We start from the raw sequence: 17,167 nt of genomic DNA, 5'->3' as shown, positions 1-17,167 counted from the left end.
GAGGGTTCTCCCGATTCTGTCGGCAGCCCAGGCCTGGGGCTACAGTTCACTGTCGAGGACGATACCGGGGGCGGGGTCAGGGACCGGGACGTTTCGAGCAGTCAGAGCCACTGACGTTGGAGACAGGACATGCCCAAGAAAATCATCATTTCCTTTGACGGGACCTGGAATACGCCGGACGCGAAGTCCGAGATCAAAGGCAGCAAAAGCACCAATGTCTGGAAGCTGCATGCTGCCATTCTCCCTGCCGACAAGAACGGTACGAAGCAGGACAAGTGGTACGACCAGGGCGTCGGCACGGCGTGGTACGACCGCCTGGCCGGCGGTGCCTTCGGCGTGGGGCTCTCGGAGAAGATCCTCGATGGCTATCGGCAGCTGGTCAGCACCTACGAGGTCGGTGACCAGATCTACCTCTTCGGATTCAGCCGTGGGGCGTACACGGCTCGCAGCCTGGTCGGGCTGATCCGCAACGCCGGGCTGCTCAAACCCGAGCACATCGACCTGACGAACGAAGCGTATGGCCTCTATCGCACCCGCGACGAGGGCGCCGATTCCGATAGCGCCAAGCTCTTTCGCGACAGTTTCTCGCGGGAGATCACCATCCACATGCTGGGTATCTGGGACACCGTGGGTGCCCTGGGCGTGCCGCTGGAGTCGTTCGACTGGTTCAACAAGTCCTACTACGAATTCCACGACACCGAACTCAGCTCGATTGTCCACAACGCCTTCCACGCCGTGGCCATCGACGAGTGGCGCAAGAACTACCAGTGCACCCTCTGGGACCCGAAAAGCAAGCCCAACCAGCGCGTGGAGCAGGTCTGGTTTTCCGGTGCGCACGCCAACGTTGGTGGTGGCTACGCGAACAACAGTCTGTCGGACATCGCGCTGGTGTGGATGATCAACAAGGCGAGCGAGTGCGGCCTGGCGGTGGATACCGGCAAGACCCCGAGCCTTCCCACCACGACCCCTTCCATCACCAATTCCTACAAGGAGTTCCTGGGGGGCGCCTACAGCCAGCTCACCCCGCCGTATTACCGGGATATCGGCAACACCGCTTTCGGCCAGGAAGCCATCGACCCCAGCGTGGAGGAGCGCCTCAAGCACGATCCCCAGTACAAGCCGAAGAACACGGTGGGAGGCAATCTCACCGGCAATTTCACCCCGGTGGGCAAGATCCGGTAATCGAATCGCTAGCGGGCGGCGCGCTTGCGTGTTTCTTCGTCGAGCACTTCGCGCAGTGAGGCGAGGAAGGGCGTGGCGTCGGTATAGCGGCGGCCGTAGCCGAGATTGAAGGCGTAGTCGAAGTCCGGCGGGTTCAGCCCCTGGGTGTGTTGCAGGATGGTTTCCAGCTTGTCGAGTGCCTTGACTGCCTGAGCTTCGGCGGTCGCAGCGGCATCGTACTCGTCGTACAGGGCCATGAGCTGCGCACGCAGCGGCGGCGCCAGCGTGGAGGTCATGTGCAGCAGGTCCTGCCGTTCGCTGTCGCCCTTGCTGCCGTGGGCCAGCACGTCGACTGCGGGCACGTCGCCGCCCAGTGCTTCGCCCAGGTCGTGGATGATGCACAACTGCAGCACCTTGCCGAGGTCGATCTCGCCCAGGTCCTCGGCGAACACCATCGCCAGCAGGGCCAGGCGCCAGCTGTGCTCGGCGGTGCTTTCGCGGCGACCACTGGAGGTGTGGGCGCTGCGCAGCACGCTCTTGAGTCGTTCGGCTTCGCGGAGGAAGGCGAGTTTGCCCTGGATGTTCTGCTCGCTCATCGGTGATGGCCCCTTGTGAGTCGTCTGGGCAATCATCCTGTCGCCGGGGCCGCCGGCTGTCCACGCATCAAATATGCGCGAAGCGATCTGCCCGGAGCGTTTCGACCAGGCGTGCGGTGGAGCCATCGGACAGCGTGAGGCGCGTCCAGCGGCACTGGCTCTGGCGAATGGGCACCAGCAACGAATCATTGGTGCCGGTGGCGAACTCCAGCGCTGGCGCGGCGATGCCTTCGCGCCAGCCGAGCCCATCCAGCTTCGCTTCCTGGGTGGCGATGGCCTCGGTCACGAACGGCCAGAGCGAGCGACCCAGCAGTTCGGTGTGCGGAACGCTGAACTCCGCTGCTCGCGCGGCGGAGCAGGCAAGCAGGCGGTGGGTCAGGTCGCAGACCAGGTGGACGGGTTGCGAATTGCTGGCGACCAGGCGGGCCAGGGCGTGGTCCGCTGCGCTGTCCAGGCGCGCCCGGAGCAGCGCTTCGATCTGCGCGCGTTGTTCCGGCTCGGCTTCCTGCATGCCGGCTTCCCAGCGCGAGATGGTGGACTGGCTGACGCCGAACATTCCGGCCGCGTGGCTCTGCTTGACGCGATGCAGCAGGCGCCAGCGCCTGAGCATGGGGCCGAGCGGGGCATTGTGCAGCGAAGGTGATGTCATGGCGGGGTATCGGGTCCGGTTCCGCGCCAGCATAGCCCGGATTGCGTGAATATCATTGCCTTGGGTCGATGCTCCCGCGCTTGGTGCTGAACTCAGCGCTTCACGCAGACGAACAGAGCATTGCCCGAACTGCCGGCCCAGGGCGTGATCCGCTCGTAGTCGTGCTCGAAGACCTGCACCTCGAAGAGCGGCTCCAGCAGGTGTTGCAGCTCAGCGAAGGTCATGGCGACCATCGCGTGTTCGTCCTGCCAGGCCTGGGTCTCACCGGCCGTGGTCTTCTCGATGCTCAGGCGCAACGCCTGGCGCTCGCCCGCGCCGCTGTAGTACCAGCCCGAGCCGAAGGTGAACTGGCTGCCGTCATGCTCCACCGAATGGCGGACGAAGGAGTCGTTGTCGATCAGCGCCTTGTCCACGCTGTTGAAGCAGAACACCCCGCCCTCCGCGAGTGCGTCGTGCACGCTCGCCAGGCACGCCTGCAACTGCTCGACGCCGGGGTTGTAGTGGATCGAGTAGAGGAAGCAGGTAATAAGGTCCAGCGGCTCTTCGATGCGGAAGCTGGCCATGTCCTGCCGGCTGAAATGTGCCTCGGGGCAGCGCTGCCGGGCGATGTCCAGCATCGGCTGGTTGATGTCCAGGCCGGCGCTGCGGTAGCCGAAGTCGAGGAAGTGGCGTACGTGCGGACCGGTCCCGCAGGCGAGGTCCAGGTGCCGGCGCCCCTGGTTGCCGAACAACTGGTGCAGGCGGCGCACGCAGTGGCTCTGCGCCTGATAGTCGATGTCGGCGCACATCAGGTCGTAGTAGGAGGACAGGTCGGTGTACAGCGCGTTGGAGGACATAGGCAGCCAGACAAAGGGTTCGCCGAAGGTTTCGGCGCGGCATGGTACATCAGCCGTGGGCGTTCTCCGCTGAAATCGGACTGGCGCGCCTGCGCTGGCGGCGCTCATCGACCGCCAGTGCAGGCCGGGGCGTCAGCGGCCCCGCAAGTGACGCTCCTCCCACCAGTCCCAGGCCTTGAGCGCCTGGCGGGCGGTCCGGCCAGCCAGGTAGGAGAGGGTATCGCTGGTCATGCCGATGGACTGGCGGTTGACGATCCAGAAGTCGGTCAGCTCGGTCTTGCGGCCGTTGAGCAGGTCGGCGATGGTCCGCCCGTTGAGGTGCGTCAGCGCCACGCCGTGGCCGAAGCAGCCGCCGGAATAGACGATGCGCTCGTCGCCGACGAAACCGATCTCGGGAACCATGTCGGCGTTGACTGAAACCGGCCCTCCCCAGCGGTAGTCGATGCGCACGTCCCTGAGCTGTGGGTAGATCCACTTCAGGTGCGCCTCACAGTGCTCCCAGCTCATCGGCGAGGGTTGCTCGTCCGTTGGCGCTTGGCGATAGACGATGGCATCGCCGCCGCCCATGACGATGCGCCCGTCCACCGTGGGGCGGAAGTAATGCAGCATCTGGCGGTTGTCGCCGAAGGACTGGCGTTCTCTCCAGCCGATGCTCTCCCACTGCGGTTCGCTCAGGCGCTCGGTGACGACCTGATAAGTCCAGAGCGGGAACTGCCGGGTCTGTAACCTGCGGGTATCGGGGACTTGCCGCGAATAGGCATTGGTCGCCACCACGAGCTTGTCGGCGCTGACCTTGCCGGCGGGGGTGGTGAGCAGGAGCGCGGCCGCCGTCCGCTCGATGTGGGTCACCGGCGTCATTTCGAAGATCATCGCCCCGGCCGACTGTGCCAGGCCCTTGAGCGCGCGGACCTGCTTGCACGGGTTGAGGTAGCCGGTGCCGGCCTCATAGATGGCGCTGTTGAAGCGCTCGGAGTGGAAGTCCTGGCGCACCCGCGCGGGTTCCTGCCAACTCATGCCGCTGTCGATGCCCAGGTCCTGGAACAGCTGGTAGGTTTTCTTCAGTCGATTGGCCTGTTGCGCCGAGTAGCTGATGCGGACCAGGCCGTTGTGCCGGTAATCAGCGTCGAGACTGTTGTCCTCGATCAGGCTGCGGGTATGGGCGACGGCCTTTTCCAGGTACTGGTGCGCCTCGATCAGCTTCTGCCGGCCCCAGCGCAGCAGCACCAGCTCCGGCTCCAGGCCGAACATGCGTGTGCTGAAGCCGGCGTTGCGGCCACTGGCGCCGAAGCCGACGACATCGGCTTCGAGCACCGCCACGCGGGCACTGGGGTTGTCCTTGAGGAACTGCCAGGCGGTGTTCAGGCCGGTGAAGCCGGCACCGATGATGGCCACGTCCACCTTGAGGTTCTGTGTCAGGGCCGGATTGGGCACGTAGTGCCCGTAGTCGTGCTGCCAGAAGGATTTGCTCCCCGGCAGCGGTGTGCTGTGGCTGGTCATGCTTTCAATCTCTTCTTGTCGGTCTGCTGATTGGCAAAGCAAGGTCGTCGGGGTACCTGGCGCAAGGCACGGCGCCGGGCAGGGCCCCTCGGATTGGTCCAAGGGTAGTGGTCGCGGGGTGGCGCTGGATTGTCAGCGCGCGCCAGCCTTTTGGGCCGCACGCGCCAACTTTCGGCGCCAGGGCAGGGGTCAGGAGCGGGGCAGGGCGGTGGAGCGGTATTGCTGCGGCGAGTGGCCGGTCCAGCGACGGAAGGCGCGGGTGAAGGAGCCGGACTCGGCATAGCCGACCAGCAGGGAAATCTCCGTCATCGAGTAGTCCGAGTCCTTGATGTAGGCCAGGGCCAGCTCCCGGCGCACATCCTCGACCAGCGACGAATACTCGATGCCGTGCTCCTTGAGGCGCCGCTGCAGCGTGCGCCGGCTGAGATTCAGCTGCTCGCTGATTTCGTCGAGCGAGGGCGCGCCGCTGCTCATCTCGGCGGCGATCATGCGGGTGACCTGGGACAGCAGCTCGTCCGAGACAGCGCGTTGCTGGCGCTCCCGCTCGAGGTAGGGCTCCAGCGCACGGTATAGCCGCTCGTTGCCGCGCACCACCGGCAGCTGCAGGGTTTCCAGCGGGAAGTGGATGCGGTTGCTCGGCTGGTTGAAGTACAGCGGGCACTGGAAGACCTGCTTGTGTACCGAGGTGTCGGCAGGGCGCTCGTGCTCGAAATCCATGCGGGTCGGCCGCAGGTTGCTGCTGGTGATCAGGTTCAGCATGCGCAGCACCGAGGTGATGGCGAATTCCGCGTCCTGCCGGCGCTGCACGACGGTGGGAATGGTGACCTGGTATTCGACGATCAGCTCACGCCCGTCGAGTTCATAGTCGAACATCGATTCCTGGGCGAAGACCACGATGAACTGCTGCAGGGTCTTCAGCGCCTTCTCCACACTGGGTGCGCAGTACAGAGCATGGCCGAGGGCGCCGAAGTCGTCGGCCTCGGTCTGGATGCCGAGTTCGATCCCGACACTGGGGCTGGATTGCGCTGCCGCCTCCCAGAGCGCGACGTACTGCTCGCCGGGGATTTCCACATCGGCCCGCTCCAGCACCTGCGGATCGATGCCCAGCGGCCCGAGGTAGGGCTCGAAGCAACTCCTGAATCGACGGAAGAAATTCTCGGACAACACCGTACGTGCCGATCTCATATGTGCCACAGCCTTATCTTTCTTGTCGTTCTTCTGTCCGTTCCCAAACTCCCGCAGCCGAACGAGTCGGCCGGGGCTTCCACGCCCTGTTTACGATAATCGCTTCGGGCACTGGCTGGTAACCCCGCCCTGGGCGAAGAAGCTGCCCGTCGTCGCATCGGCTGGCGTGAGATGCCAAGGACTCTGTCACCTGCTGGCAAGCCGCGGACCATCGCCCTGGCGGATTCTCCTGGTCGCCGAAACGAGCGATTCCGCATCCCAGGAGAACAACAACAGATGCCAATCAGCCTGCCGTGGCGGGGCAAGCCCGAGTCACGCCCATTGCTTCCATCATTCCCTGGCGCCCATCGCCTGATCGGCGGTCTGTTGCTGGCCGCGCTGGCGCTGCCGGCGCTCGCGGAGTTCGTTCCCGAGCAGGCCAGGGTCGAAACCCTGGGCGACCACCGGGGGCGGAACTGGTTCTGGATCTGGGGCAGCAACGCCCCGAACATGGTCGACGGCCGCGCCTACCTGTTCGCTGACGACGGCCGCAACCTTGGCCAGGTAAGCACCGGCATGTGGTCCAACGGCCTGGTGCTGTCGCACAAGCGCGACGAGTTCTACGCCAGCGAGATCTACTTCAGCCGTGGCGTGCGCGGCACCCGTTCGGACGTGGTGACTGTCTATGACGCCCGCACCCTGAGCCCGAAGCGCGAAATCGCCATCCCGCCCAAGCGCATGACCGCGCTGATCTCCACGGGCCTGAGCGTGCTCTCGGACGATGAGCGCTTCCTGCTGGTGCTCAACTTCACCCCGGCGCAGTCCATTTCGGTGGTCGATCTGGAGCACGATCGCTTTGTCGGCGAGGTCGCCGTCCCCGGCTGCGCGTCCCTCTACCCGGCCGGTCCAAGGGACTTCTACTCGATCTGCGGCAACGGCGGATTCTTCCACCTGCGCCTGGACGACAGCGGCCAGGTGGCCCTGCAGGAGCGCACCGCGCCGGCCTTCGATCCGCTCAGGGACGCGCTGCTGACCACCGCTTCGAGGCAGGGCGACACCTGGTATTTCGTTTCCCAGCACAACGAAGCCTATGGCTTGCGCATGACTGCCGACGGCGTCGAAGCGAAACAGCACTGGTCGCTGCTCAGCGACTCCGAGCGCGCTGACGGCTGGGGCGTGGCCGGCAACCACGGCACGGCGTTGCATGAGCGCAGCGGCCGGCTGTTCGTGCTGATGCACCAGGACAAGCCGGAGAACTATCAGAAGCCCGGTACCGAAGTCTGGGTGTTCGATACCCGCAGCCAGAAACGCCTCGCCCGCATCGAGCTGAACGAGCAGAGCACCGCCATCGGCGTCAGCCAGGGTGAGCAGCCGCGTCTCTACAGCCTCGACTGGATGGTGCCGATGCCCGGCCTGTTCACCGCCTGGATCTACCTGACCGAAGGGGAGAAGGGCCTCACACCGCTGTTGCGCCAGGGCATCAATCTCTATGAAGCGGACAGCGGCAAGCACCTGCGCAGCATCGGCGACATTCCCCTGGGCTTCCTCAATGCGGTGGCGCCATGGTGATCGACGAACCTCTGCTGCACCTGGCCAGCGCGGCCGCGCTCGGCCTGCTGCTGGGCAGTGCCGGTCTGCACAAGCGGCGTGATCCACAGGGTTTCGCCCTGATCTTCGCCGACTACCGCGCGGCCCTGGGCTACCTGCTGCCGGTCCGGCTCGCCAGCCTGCTGCCGGGAATGGAACTGCTGGCCGCCGCCGCCGTGTTGGCCAGCCCCTGGCAACCCTTCGCAGCGCTGCCTGCCGTGGCCCTGCTGGCGCTCTACGCGCTGGTGCTGGCCATCGTGGCGTGGCGCGGCACGCCCATCGCCGACTGCGGTTGCCACTTCGGCGGCCGCCCGCAGCCGCCGGGCAGCGCGCTGGTACTGCGCAACCTGTTGTTGCTGCTGCCGGCGCTGACCCTGCTGGTGCCGATGGGCGACCGTGCGCTGGTGTGGTTCGACGCCATCACCCTGGCCTTCGTTCTGGCGGGCAGCTGGGTGCTTTACCGGCTGGCCCACCTGCTGATTTCCAACCGAGTATCCCTGAGGGAGCTGTGATGGACATGACTTACGCACTGATCGTCTCCAGCGGCTTCTCCTGGCTGCTGAACCTTGCCCTGATTCTCGCCGTCTTCGCCCTGGCGCGGCAGGTCGGGTTGCTGCACGAGCGCATCCGCCCGGTGGGCGCACTGTCCCTCGGCAAGGCCATCAAGGCCGGCGAGGTGGCGCCTGCATTCACCCTGCCAAGCCTTACCGGCGGCTCGGTCAGTCTCGGCGGTGGCAATGCCCAGGGCCAGTCGACCCTGCTCTTCTTCCTCTCCGAGACCTGTCCGGTCTGCAAGACCCTGCTGCCGGTGCTCAAGGCCATCCGTCAGCAGGAACGCTCGCGCCTGCGGGTGGTGCTGGCCAGTGATGGCGAACCGGCGGCGCACCAGGAGTTCATCCAGGCGCAGCGACTGCAGGAGTTCCCCTACCTGCTGTCGCGGGAGGTGGGCCTGGCTTACCAGATCAGCAAGCTGCCCTACGGCGTGCTGATCGACGCAAGCGGCAGCGTGGTCACCCATGGCCTGATCAATACCCGCGAGCACCTGGAGAGCCTGTTCGAGGCCCGCGACCTGGGTTTCGCCACGATCCAGGACTTCGAGGCCGTACAGCGCGCAACCGAGCAACCCCTCCACAAGCAGGTGCACTGAGCATGGCCATCCGATGGTTCGATGAAGCTGCCGAACTCCTGACCCGCAAGGTCGCCCGTGGCACTTCGCGACGGGGCTTCCTCGGCGGGCTGGGTACGCTGCTGGCGGGCGCCGGCGCCGCCACGCTGCTGCCGGTGTTGCGCAGCAGCGCTTTTGCGCAACCAGGCTCATCCGCACTGGTGGAGAACGGCGATCCGAGCAGTTGCGACTACTGGCGCTACTGCGCCATCGACGGCTTTCTCTGCAGTTGCTGCGGCGGCACGGTGAACAGCTGCCCGCCGGGCACGGTGCGTTCGGACATCACCTGGATCGGCACTTGCCGCAATCCATCAGACGGCAAGGACTACGTGATCTCGTACAACGACTGCTGCGGCAAGAGCAACTGCGGACGCTGCGTTTGCCAGCGTGACGAAGGTGACCGCCCGCTCTACCGCCCGCAGAGCTCCAACGACCTCAACTGGTGCTCCGGCAGCCAGGCCGATATGCCGTACCACTGCTCGCTGTCGGTGGTGATCGGGGTGAAGGAGTAGCCATGGCCGTTCGTGCCTCCCTGCTGGCCGGCCCCGTCGCGCTGCTGCTGGGCGCACAGGGCGTCTCGGCGACCGAGCAGCGGCAGCTGGACTACATGCTCAACTGCCAGGGCTGCCACCTGCCCGACGGCAGCGGCAACCAGCAACGCCAGGTGCCGGCGTTTCCCGGCCAGCTCGGCAGGTTCCTCAGCGTGCCGGGCGGGCGCGAGTACCTGGTGCAGGTACCCGGCGCGGCGCTCTCGGGGCTCTCCGACGAAGCGCTGGCCGGTGTCCTCAACTGGATGCTCGAGCGCTTCGACCCAGAGCAGTTGCCCGCCGACTTCAAACCCTACAGCGGGGCTGAGCTGCACCAATGGCGGCAGCATGTCCCGGCCGATGTCGCCCAGGTCCGCCGCGACCTGATCGAACGCATCGTCCAGCCAGCGCAACAGACACGCGAAGGATACTGACCATGAAGCCATGCCTATCAGTCGGCCTGCTCCTGCTGGCCGCCACTTTCCACCTGCGTGCGGAAAACCTGACCGAAACCTGCGCGGCCTGCCACGGCGACCAGGGGCAGGGCAACGCCGCCCTTGGGGCGCCACGCCTGGCCGGCCAGCAGGCGGACTACCTGCTCCGCCAGCTGCAGGCCTTCAAGGCTGGCCAGCGCGGCTACGACCCGCAGGACAGCCAGGGTGCGCAGATGCGCGCCGTGGCGACCGGGCTGGTGGAGACCGATCTCGAACCGCTGGCACGACATTACGCGCAGCAGCCCGCACCTGTTTCCAGCGCCACCCCAGGCGCCGGCAGCGCCCAGGGCGAGGCCCTCTACCAGGGCAGCTGCGCGGCCTGCCACGGGCCGCAGGCGCAAGGCTTCGCCCACCTGAAGACGCCCAGCCTGCGCATCCTCGATGCCCGTTACATCGAACGCCAGCTCACGCATTACACGCGGGGGTTGCGCGGCGGCGAGGAGCACGCAGACGAACTGGGTATCTGGATGCGCGGCATCGCCCTGCAGATCCGCAGCGCAGAGGACCGCCGCGCCATCGTCGACTACCTCGCCGGTCTTTCCACTCCCGCTACGCCCGCCGCGCAACAGGTCGGGCATTGAGCGGCAGTTGCCGGGGCGATTGGCACCAGATGGCAAAGCCCCTGGCATCTGCTGGCAATTCCGCTCACGGCGCATTCGATAGCTTTGCCTGCAGGCGGGCCGAAGGGTTGGAGCCGGCTTTCCACCGGCTCCGGGGCGGTCGCCTGCACGAACAGAAGAACTCGATGAAGAGACGGAGCTGGCCCGGTCCCTTGAGCGGGCGGCTCCACCAGAGACACCTCGAACTGCTTCCCGATAACCACAAAAAGCTCCTCCAGGAGAAGTTCATGAGATACCTCCCGCTTTCGCTGTTGGGTGGTGCGCTGTTTGCGCTCCTTGCTACCGGCCCCGCGCAGGCCGCCTCCGCGGCGGACCTGGGCAACACATTGACCGCGGTGGGCGCCGAGAGGGCGGGCAACGCCGATGGCAGCATCCCCGCCTGGAGTGGCGGCCTGATCCAGGCGCCGGCTGGCTGGTCGCCGGGCCATGGCGACCCCTTCGCCGGCGACAAGCCGCTGTACAGCGTCGATGCCGGCAACCTGGCCCGGTACCAGGCGCTGCTGCCGGCAGGGCAGGCAGCGCTGATCAAGACCTATCCGGGCTACCGCCTGGATGTGTACCCGACCCACCGCAGCTGCGCGATCCCGGCGGAAGTGGCCGAGCGCAGCAAGTCCTTCGCCGGGCAGGCGCGCATCGGCAGCGATGGCTGGAGCCTGGAACAGGCTGCCGGCGCGACGGTTCCCTTCCCCGTGCCGAAAAGCGGCGTGGAGGTGATGTGGAACTACAAGCTGCGCTACATGGCCAAGGGGCGTCGGGCGCAGATTTCCTTCCTGTTGAGAGAGAAGGGCGGTGCGCTGAGCGAGGTCAGGCAGTGGGCGTACGAGTGGTATCCGTACAACGACGCGGCGGTGCGTGACCCCAACGACGTGGAGGGCTTCGAGGCCAAGCAGCTGTACGAGGTGCTGTCGCCGTCGTCGCGTGCCGGCGAGATGTACCTGGTGCATTCGTTCCTGGGCAAGGTGCAGAGCTCCTGGATCTACTTCCCCGGCCAGCGCCGTGTGCGTCTCGCGCCTTCGTTCGCCTACGACAACCCCATCGCCGGCTCCGACAACCTGTACTTCGTCGACCAGATCAACATGTTCACCGGTGCGCTGGATCGCTATGACTTCAAGTTGGTGGGCAAGAAGGAAATGCTGGTGCCGTACAACTCCTTCCGCCTGGTCGACAAGTCCAACAAGTACGAGCAGCTGATCGGCAACGACTACCTCAACCGCGACGTGCAGCGCTACGAAAAGCACCGTGTGTGGGTGGTCGACGCCACGGTGAAGGCCGACAAGCGCCATTCCTTCGCCCGGCGCACCTTCTACTTCGACGAGGACAGCTGGAACCTGCTGCACGTCGACATGTATGACGCCAAGGGCAACCTGTGGCGCGTGCAGGAAGGCAGCCTGTGGGCCGACCCGAACATCCAGGCCTGCTCCAGCTCCGAGTACGTCAGCTACGACCTGATCGCCCGCCGCTACATCGCCGACGGCTTCACCCAGGAAGGGCAGATCCTCGATGACACCGCCGGCCTGCAGGGACGGGTCAACGACAAGATGTTCAACTCCAACGAGCTGCGCCGTCGCGGCGAGCGTTGATCAGGCCCGGAGAACAGCACATGCAGATCGACAAACCGTGCGGCGCCCCGGCGCTGCAGGCGGCCCCGTGCCCGCGCAAGACCCTGGCGCTGGCCGTCGCCATCGCCTCCGGCCTGACCTGGGCGCCACCGAGCTTCGCCGTCCTGTTCGGCAGCGCCGACGGCATTTCCGGCAGCTTCGACTCCACGCTGTCCTATGGCTTCGCCTCGCGCTTGCAGTCACCCGACTGCCACCTGCTGGGCAGCGACAATGGCGGCTGCAACACCGGTTCCCATACCGAACTCGGGCGCTACTACAACCCGGCGCGCGGTAATGGCTACGCCAACGCGGACATCAACTACAGCAACTCCGATGACGGCGACCTGAACTACGCCAAGCACGACGTGTTCTCCAGCGTCATCAAGGGCACCCACGAGCTGAGCCTGAAGTTCGGCGATGGCTGGAGCGCCCTCGGCCGCGTTGCCTGGGCCAAGGACTTCAGGATGGACAACACCCGGCGCACCGACCTGGACGATGAGGCCGAACGCGACGCCACCGAACGCTTCGACCTGCTCGATCTCTGGGTGGCGAAAAGCTTCGACCTGGGCGAGATGCCGGCCAAGGTGAAGGTAGGCAACCAGGTCATCAGCTGGGGCGCGGAAATCTTCGTGCCCGGCGGGATCAACCAGATCAACGCCCTCAGCCTGCCGAAGTACCACACACCGGGTACCCAGCTGAAGGAGGTGTTCATTCCGGCGCCGATGGCCTCGTTCAACGTCGGCCTCACCGACACCGTGAGCCTGGAGGCCTACTACCAGTTCAAGTGGAACGCCTATGCCCTGGATCCGGTGGGCACCTACTACTCGACCAGCGATGTAGTGGGCGAGGGCCGGCGGGCGATCTACTACCCCACGAACTACGTCGAGGGCCTGATGCCGGGCACTTGCGCCGCGACCCCGACCGGTCATTGCGGCGACCCGCTGAACACCGGCGTCAGCCACGCCGATCTGGTCGGTGCCGGCCTCGCCGTGCCCTATGCCGGCGAGCGCGAGGCGAAGAACAGCGGCCAGTACGGCGTCGCGCTGCGCTGGAGCGCCGAGAGTATCGGCACCGAGTTCGGCTTCTTCTACCAGCGCTACCACGACAAGGTGCCCTTCGTGGGCTACACGGCGCTGACCGATCCGAACAACCTGGTGGTGGACAACTACTTCATCAACTACGGCGAGAACAAGGATCTCTACGGCCTGTCCATGAGCACCATGGTCGGCCCGGTGGCGGTGGCCGGCGAGCTGTCCTACCGCCCTGAGGACAGCGTCGGCATCGACCCGACCGTCCCCTTCGGCCAGGGCCTGACCGGCGTCTACAACCCATACAGCGTGTTCGATACCGGCGTGAACCGGGGCTTCGTCAACGAGCGCAAGTGGCAGGCGGACCTGAACGCCATCTACACCTTCTCCGGCAACGATCCGCTGGGCTTCATCCCCGAGGCCCTCGGGGCCTCGGATGCCTTCCTGCTGGCCGAAGCAGTGGTCACCCATTACCCCGGCCTGGATACCTCCGGCAAGGTGCCCTATGCCATGCCGGATTATTCGCTGCCGGACAGGACCTCCTGGGGCTACGTCACCGAGATGGGCGTCAACTATCCCAACCTGTTCGGCAGCGGGGTGACGGTCACCCCGCAGCTCGACTTCAGCCACGACGTCAACGGCACCACGCCCAACGCCATGCCGTTCGTGGAAGGGCGCAAGTCGCTGAGCACCTCGCTGCTGTTCAACTACCGCGACCGCTGGAAGGGCGGCCTGCAGTGGGTGCAGTTCTGGGGGGGCGGCGACACCAATCTCATGGCCGACCGTGACTTCATCAGCGGCAATCTCTCCTACTCGTTCTAGTCCAGCCCTGGTTCGTCGGCGGCGGGTCAGCCGCGTTGCTCCCGCGTGACCCGCCGCCTGCGACACCCGCCGTATCGAGGCATTCCATGTTGGCTTTTCTGGTGTCGGCGCTCGAGCGCCTGTTCTTCCGCCACCGGCTGGCGACCCTCGGCCTGCTGGCCGTCATCACCCTGTTCATGGGCGCCTTCGCATCGCGCCTGGAAATGTCCGCCGGCTTCGACAAGCAATTGCCGCAGCAGCACGCGTTCATCAAGACTTTCAACCAGTACCGCGACGTGCTGTTCGGCGCCAATCGCATCATCGTCGTGCTGCACGCGAAACACGGCGACATCTGGAACAGGCAGGCCATGACCCGCCTGTACGACCTGACGCAGACGCTGTTCTTCATGCCCGGCGTCGACCGGCGCAGCGTGACCTCGCTGTGGACGCCCAATACCCGCGCCGTGCAGATCACCGAAGAGGGCATGAAGGCCGAGGACGTGGTCGGCGGCGACGTCACCGTAGGCACGCTGGATGACCGCGCGATATCCGCTATCCGCGAGCGCACGCTGATCGGTGGCTTCGTCGGCAGCCTGGTGGCCAACGACCATTCCGGCGCCATGGTGGTGGCCGAGCTGGCGGACCCGGATCCGCAGACCGGCAAGCCGCTGAACTACCTGGAGTTCAGCCAGCGCCTGGAAAAGGAAGTACGTGCCCAGTATTCCGACGCCGACTATGACGTGCAGATCATCGGTTTCGCCAAGCAGATGGGCGACATCGGCGCCGGGGCGAAGAGCGTGGTGGAGTTCTTCGGCCTGGCCTTCGTGCTCACCGCGCTGGCGGTGTTCTGGTACACCCGCTCGTGGAAGCTGACCTTCCTGCCGCTGTTCTGCTCGCTGGTATCGGTGGTCTGGCAGTTCGGCACCATCACGCTGCTGGGCTACGGGCTCGATCCGCTGGCGATCCTGGTGCCCTTCCTGGTCTTCGCCATCGGCGTTTCCCACGGTGTGCAGCAGGTCAACTTCATCTCCAAGGAGGTCTGCGCCGGCGCCGATGGCATGACGGCGGCGCGGCGCAGTTTCAGCGGGCTGTTCATCCCCGGCACCCTGGCCTTGATCACCGCCTTCGTCGGCTTTGCCACCCTGGCGCTGGTGCCGATCCCGATGATCCACGAGCTGGCTGTCACCGCCTCGGTGGGGGTGGCGTACAAGATCGTTACCAACCTGATCATGCTGCCGGTGCTGGCCAGCTTCTTCCGCTACGACGCCGCGTACGTGGCGCGCATCGAACGGCTGCGGGCCGGGCGCGACGGTCTGATGGTCCGCCTCGGGCGCATCGCCGAGCCGCGCAATGCCACCCTTGGCGCGCTGCTGTGCCTGGGGCTGATGGTGCTGGCGGTCTGGCAGAGCCAGGGCCGTCACGTCGGCCACGTGCTGCCGGGCGCGCCGGAGCTGCATGCGGACTCGCGCTACAACCAGGACGTGCAGAGCGTGGTCAGCCATTTCGCGCTCGGCCTGGACCTGTTCACCGTGGCCGTGGAGACCCCGTCCGGCGGCTGCTACCGGCATGACGTGATGACCTATGTGGACCGCTTGACCTGGTACCTGGGCAACGTGCCGGGCGTGCTGTCGGCGCAGTCGCTGCCGGCGCTGACCAAGCTGTCGGCCTCCGGGGTGAACGAGGGCAACCCGAAGTGGGCGGCGCTGCCGCAGGACGAACTGTCTCTCGGCGAAGCCGTGCGCCAGGTACCCGAAGCCCTGCGGCTGTACAACGCCGACTGCACCTTGCTGCCGGTCAACCTGTACCTGACCGACCACAAGGCGAGCACCCTCAAACGGGTGGTTCTGGCTGTCGAACAGTACCGTGCAGGCCACGCGATGAACGCTGTGAACGTGCGCCTGGCCAGCGGCAATGCCGGTGTGCAGGCGGCCACCAACGAGGTGGTGGAATCCTCCGAGCTGCCAATGATGCTCTACGTCTACCTGACCATCGTCCTGCTGGTGTTCCTCGTCTACCGCGACTGGCGGGCGATGGTCGCCTGCTGCGTACCGCTGACCCTGGCAACCTTCCTCGGTTACTGGTTCATGAAGGCGCTGGACATCGGCCTGACCGTGGCGACCCTGCCGGTGATGGTGCTCGCCGTGGGCATCGGCGTGGACTACGCGTTCTACATCTACAACCGCCTGCAGATGCACCTGGCGCAGGGGCGCGACATCACCGAGGCGTTCCAGCGGGCGCTGCGCGAAGTGGGCGTGGCCACGGTGTTCACTGCACTGACGCTCTCGGTCGGCGTCGCCACCTGGTCCTTCTCCGCGTTGAAATTCCAGGCCGACATGGGGCTGCTGCTGACCTTCATGTTCATGGCCAACATGCTCATGGCCATCACCCTGCTGCCAGCCCTGGCGGTAGTCCTGGAAATCCTGATTCCGCGTCGGGGGCCAGTCCGTGCGCCCCTGATCGCGCACTGAGAGAGGAGGGCAGCCGATGACCCGAATTCGATTCCCCCGCCTGTTCCTGGCCTCCCTGGCCGTGACGGTTTCCTGCGGCCTCAGCGCGGCCGAGGACGAGATGCCCGCCATCGCATTGGCCAGCGCCGAGCACGCGCCCCTGGTGGCGGTCGCCCGAGCCGGGCAACGGTTGGTGGCGGCCGGTGACCAGGGCGTGGTCGTGCTGTCGGAGGATGGCGAGCACTGGCGCCAGGCCCGCAGCGTTCCGGTCGATAGTCTGCTGACAGCGCTGAGCTTCGTCGACGAGCGCCAGGGCTGGGCGGTGGGCCATGGCGGCGTGGTGCTGCATACCGAGGATGGCGGCAAGAGCTGGTCCGTGCTGGCACGGCTGGAAAGCCGACCGGTGCTGCTCTCGGTGCTGTTCGAGAACGCGCAGCATGGCATTGCCGTGGGCGCCTACGGCTACGCTGCGCAAACCCGTGATGGCGGCAGAACCTGGCAGCCGCTGGTGGTCAGCGCCGAAGGCGATGACTTCCACCTCAACCATATCTTTGCCGGGCGCAGTGGCGGCCTCTTCATCGCGGGGGAGGCAGGCCATGCGTACCGCTCCCTCGATCACGGCGAGAGCTGGCAGGCGCTGGACACCGGGGCGAGCGGGTCACTGTGGAGTGGCGTCGCGTTGCGCGACGGGCGCTTGCTGATGGCCGGCATGAGTGGCCGGGTGCTGCTCGGTGATCGCCAGGGAGAACGCTGGCAGAGCCTGGACAGCGGCAGCCACGAGGCGATCACCGCCGTCGCCCAGCTGGCCGACGGGCGTGTCGCGCTGGTTGGCAACGGTGGCCTGCTGGCGCTTTCCGACAGCCGCCTGGAGCGCTTCAGCGCCGTCCAGCGCGAAGACCGCCTGAACCTCTCGGCCCTGGCGCCGCGCACGGACGGACACCTGCTGCTGTTCGGCCCCGCCGGGGTCATTGCCCAATGAATCCGCCGGCCTCGGGGC

The 17,167-nt window shown here is 66.1% G+C and carries 16 protein-coding genes; 11 read left to right on the top strand and 5 right to left on the bottom strand.

Features of this window, described 5'->3' with window-relative positions; genetic code table 11:
* The first annotated feature begins 129 nt into the window (after positions 1 to 129).
* The gene (locus ACKI1H_RS23080; protein WP_440466480.1) at positions 130 to 1,182 is read left to right on the top strand and encodes a DUF2235 domain-containing protein; all 1,053 of its coding nucleotides are present in this window, start codon (positions 130 to 132) and stop codon (positions 1,180 to 1,182) included.
* 8 nt (positions 1,183 to 1,190) lie between these two features.
* Here ACKI1H_RS23080 and ACKI1H_RS23075 read toward each other — a convergent pair whose 3' ends face one another.
* From ACKI1H_RS23075 to qhpR, 5 genes are all read right to left on the bottom strand, one after another.
* Entirely contained in the window at positions 1,191 to 1,757 is a 567-nt protein-coding gene (locus tag ACKI1H_RS23075) for an HD domain-containing protein (protein ID WP_138525294.1), read from the bottom strand.
* Positions 1,758 to 1,824: 67 nt separating this feature from the next.
* Positions 1,825 to 2,406 (bottom strand): helix-turn-helix domain-containing protein, encoded by a 582-nt coding sequence (locus tag ACKI1H_RS23070; RefSeq protein ID WP_440466479.1) that lies wholly within the window; start codon positions 2,404 to 2,406, stop codon positions 1,825 to 1,827.
* Between the two features lie 92 nt (positions 2,407 to 2,498).
* A complete protein-coding gene (locus ACKI1H_RS23065) occupies positions 2,499 to 3,242 on the bottom strand; it encodes a class I SAM-dependent DNA methyltransferase (RefSeq protein WP_440466478.1) in 744 nt (247 codons plus the stop codon).
* Between the two features lie 132 nt (positions 3,243 to 3,374).
* Positions 3,375 to 4,739 (bottom strand): NAD(P)/FAD-dependent oxidoreductase, encoded by a 1,365-nt coding sequence (locus tag ACKI1H_RS23060; protein WP_440466477.1) that lies wholly within the window; start codon positions 4,737 to 4,739, stop codon positions 3,375 to 3,377.
* A gap of 189 nt (positions 4,740 to 4,928) precedes the next feature.
* Positions 4,929 to 5,924, bottom strand: coding sequence for an AraC-like transcriptional regulator QhpR (gene qhpR / locus ACKI1H_RS23055; RefSeq protein WP_440466476.1), 996 nt, complete (start codon positions 5,922 to 5,924; stop codon positions 4,929 to 4,931).
* A 276-nt stretch (positions 5,925 to 6,200) separates the two neighbouring features.
* Between qhpR and ACKI1H_RS23050 the strand changes: the two genes are divergently transcribed.
* The 10 genes from ACKI1H_RS23050 to ACKI1H_RS23005 all read left to right on the top strand — a co-directional run bounded on the left by ACKI1H_RS23050 (position 6,201) and on the right by ACKI1H_RS23005 (position 17,149).
* Entirely contained in the window at positions 6,201 to 7,472 is a 1,272-nt protein-coding gene (locus ACKI1H_RS23050; protein ID WP_138525289.1) for an amine dehydrogenase large subunit, read from the top strand.
* Positions 7,466 to 8,002 (top strand): MauE/DoxX family redox-associated membrane protein, encoded by a 537-nt coding sequence (locus ACKI1H_RS23045; RefSeq protein WP_440466475.1) that lies wholly within the window; start codon positions 7,466 to 7,468, stop codon positions 8,000 to 8,002. Before ACKI1H_RS23050 ends, ACKI1H_RS23045 begins: the two co-directional genes overlap by 7 nt.
* Positions 8,002 to 8,637 (top strand): methylamine dehydrogenase accessory protein MauD, encoded by a 636-nt coding sequence (mauD, locus tag ACKI1H_RS23040; protein ID WP_440466474.1) that lies wholly within the window; start codon positions 8,002 to 8,004, stop codon positions 8,635 to 8,637. Before ACKI1H_RS23045 ends, mauD begins: the two co-directional genes overlap by 1 nt.
* Positions 8,638 to 8,645: 8 nt before the next feature.
* Positions 8,646 to 9,167 carry a methylamine dehydrogenase light chain gene (locus ACKI1H_RS23035; protein WP_425049014.1) on the top strand — a complete coding sequence of 174 codons (522 nt, stop codon included), beginning with the start codon at positions 8,646 to 8,648 and terminating at the stop codon, positions 9,165 to 9,167.
* Between the two features lie 2 nt (positions 9,168 to 9,169).
* A complete protein-coding gene (locus tag ACKI1H_RS23030) occupies positions 9,170 to 9,616 on the top strand; it encodes a c-type cytochrome (protein WP_440466473.1) in 447 nt (148 codons plus the stop codon).
* A gap of 2 nt (positions 9,617 to 9,618) precedes the next feature.
* Positions 9,619 to 10,257, top strand: a complete 639-nt coding sequence (locus tag ACKI1H_RS23025) for a c-type cytochrome (RefSeq protein ID WP_440466472.1) — start codon at positions 9,619 to 9,621, stop codon at positions 10,255 to 10,257.
* Positions 10,258 to 10,523: 266 nt separating this feature from the next.
* Positions 10,524 to 11,876 (top strand): DUF1329 domain-containing protein, encoded by a 1,353-nt coding sequence (locus ACKI1H_RS23020; protein WP_440466471.1) that lies wholly within the window; start codon positions 10,524 to 10,526, stop codon positions 11,874 to 11,876.
* Between the two features lie 20 nt (positions 11,877 to 11,896).
* Entirely contained in the window at positions 11,897 to 13,744 is a 1,848-nt protein-coding gene (locus ACKI1H_RS23015) for a DUF1302 domain-containing protein (RefSeq protein ID WP_440466470.1), read from the top strand.
* Positions 13,745 to 13,830: 86 nt separating this feature from the next.
* Positions 13,831 to 16,191 (top strand): efflux RND transporter permease subunit, encoded by a 2,361-nt coding sequence (locus tag ACKI1H_RS23010; RefSeq protein WP_138525282.1) that lies wholly within the window; start codon positions 13,831 to 13,833, stop codon positions 16,189 to 16,191.
* A gap of 16 nt (positions 16,192 to 16,207) precedes the next feature.
* Entirely contained in the window at positions 16,208 to 17,149 is a 942-nt protein-coding gene (locus ACKI1H_RS23005; RefSeq protein WP_440466469.1) for a WD40/YVTN/BNR-like repeat-containing protein, read from the top strand.
* The last annotated feature ends 18 nt before the right edge of the window (positions 17,150 to 17,167 follow it).

Origin of the sequence: Pseudomonas sp. YH-1, assembly GCF_051990045.1 — a bacterium.
GTDB classification, from domain to species: domain Bacteria; phylum Pseudomonadota; class Gammaproteobacteria; order Pseudomonadales; family Pseudomonadaceae; genus Pseudomonas; species Pseudomonas nicosulfuronedens.
The sequence above is the reverse complement of the archived record's forward strand: the minus strand, read 5'-3'. Positions and strand labels throughout refer to the sequence as shown.